The organism is Streptomyces sp. NPDC058157 (assembly GCF_042884105.1).
Classification (GTDB): domain Bacteria; phylum Actinomycetota; class Actinomycetes; order Streptomycetales; family Streptomycetaceae; genus Streptomyces.
Window position 1 is genome coordinate 1 of record NZ_JBHVUQ010000399.1, and the last position, 2,213, is coordinate 2,213.

The window sequence follows — 2,213 nt, forward strand, 5'->3', positions numbered from 1 at the left end:
CCCGTCCGAAGCCGCACGGAGCGCGCTGCCGGCCCGGCTGGCCAGGGCCCTGGCGACCACCAGCGGCCCCGCCGAGGTCGCGCAGCTGCTGCGGACGGCCCTCGGCGACGCCGCCCGGGTGGACGCCGTCATGATCTACACCCGGGCCCCCGCCGGAAGCCTGGAGCTGACCGGGCACGCCGGGATCGACGGGACCACCGTCCGGCAGTGGCGCCACATCCCGCCGCTCGGCGGCGTGGCCGCGCTGGAGGCCCTGGTCCACGAGAGGCCCGTGTGGCTGGAGAGCCACGACCCGGCCGCCGACGGCTACCTGCGCATCGGAGACCGGCCCGAACGCTGGCCGTCACGCGCCTGGATCCCGGCACCGGGAGCCCCCGCCACCACCGCCGTCGGCTTCTTCCGCAGCGAACCCGGACCCTTCGACCACCGGACACGGAACCTGCTGCTCCGGGTGGTCCGCCTGTGCGGCGGGGCCCTGGGCGCACCACCGGCGCAGCGGGGCGCCCTCCCGGCGGAGGAGGACGTCGCGACGGTCCAGCAGGTCTTCGACGTGCTGTCCGGGCCCGCCGTGCTCCTCACCCCCGTGCGCGCGGCGGACGGCTCGGTGGAGGACTTCCGGATCGACGCGGCGTCGGCGGAGTCCGTCGACATCGCCGGCCGCACGGGCAAGGAACTGGTCGGCCGCACCGTCCTGGAGACGTACCCCACCGTGGCCGGGACCCCCCTGTGGGACGGCTACCTCGACGCCCTGGCCACCGGGACGGTCTACGAAGGGCTCCCCTTCACCTACGAGGAGGTCGCCGCCGGCGTCCCCCGCCACTCCGTCTACTCCGTGCGCGCCTCCCGCCTCGGGGACCGGCTGGTGGTCTCCTGGATCCGCCGCGACACCAGTGACCTGGAGACCCGCAGACTGGCCGACCTCCAGCGCCTGGGCAACCTCGGCTGGGCCAGCTGGAACCTCACCACGGACACCGTCGTCTGGTCCGACCAGGTCTACACGGTCTTCCGGCGCGACCCCGACCTCGGACCCATGACCCTGGAGGAACTCCCCGCCCACGTCGTGCCGGACGACCTCCCGGGCCTCGGCCGCGCCGTCCAGGGGCTGCTGGAGGGCGGCGCGGCCATGGACCAGGCCTTCCGCATCACCACCCCCGGCGGCGTACGGCACCTCAGGATCGTCGCCGAGTCCGGCAACGACACGGACGGCACCCCGGTCGAGGTGCACGGCTTCGTCCAGGACGTCACCACCCTGCGCGACACCGAGATCGCCCTGCGCGAGAGCGAACGCGCGAACCTCGTCCAGCGGGGCATGCTCAGGGCCGAACGCTCCCTCGCCGCCAGGCTCCAGGAGACCCTCCTGCCCATCCCCGAGCAGTCCCTCGAACTCGCCGGGCTGCGCGTCGACGTCGCCTACCTCCCCGCCGACGCCGGGGTGAACGTGGGCGGCGACTGGTACAGCGCCATCCCCCTGCCCGACGGCTGCGCCCTCTTCGTGGTCGGGGACGTCGCCGGGCACGGCCTGGCCGCCGTCGGCACCATGGCCCAACTCCGCTTCACCGCCAAGGGGATGGCCGTCACCGGCTCGGCCCTCCCCGACGTCCTGGGCCGGCTCAACGCCCTGCTGCTCCACACGGCCGCGGAACCGTCCGGTGCCGCCACCGCGACCATGGTGATGGCCCGCTACCAGCCCGAGGGCCACCGGCTCGGCTGGGTACGGGCCGGACACCTGCCCCCGCTGCTGGTCCGCGACGGCCGGGCGCGGTTCCTCCCCCAGCCGGAGGGGAACCTCCTCGGCGCCACCGCCGAGGTCGCCTACGGGCAGGAGGACATCGCCCTGCTCCCGGGGGACCACCTGATCTTCTACACCGACGGCCTCGTCGAGGACCCCGGCGTGGACATCGAGGAAGGACTGGCCGCGCTCGCCGCGAGCGCGGCCCGGCTCGTCCGCGAGGGCCGGGCCGACACCCTCGCCCGCACCCTGGCCGCGGGCCGTGCCCCCCACCGCGACGACATCTGCGTCCTGGACGTCCACCTCCCCCCGGAGCCTTAGGGACCGCGGCGGTTGCTTCCCGCGGCCCGGCACCCCAGGATGGCCGGATCGTGCGTACGCGCCGCGCCCAGGGGTACGAGACACCTGGCATGGAGGGGGCCCGTACCGGTGTCGAAGACAGGGAGAGCGGTTGTGAGGAAGCGTGTGATCACCAGGGCGGTAC

1 protein-coding gene is annotated in these 2,213 nt (G+C 74.7%); it reads left to right on the top strand.

The features are described from left to right. Positions 1–2,050: PP2C family protein-serine/threonine phosphatase (locus ACFVXK_RS38285; protein ID WP_389621920.1), on the top strand; the 2,050-nt coding region annotated here is incomplete at its 5' end. Between the last annotated feature and the right edge of the window lie 163 nt (positions 2,051–2,213).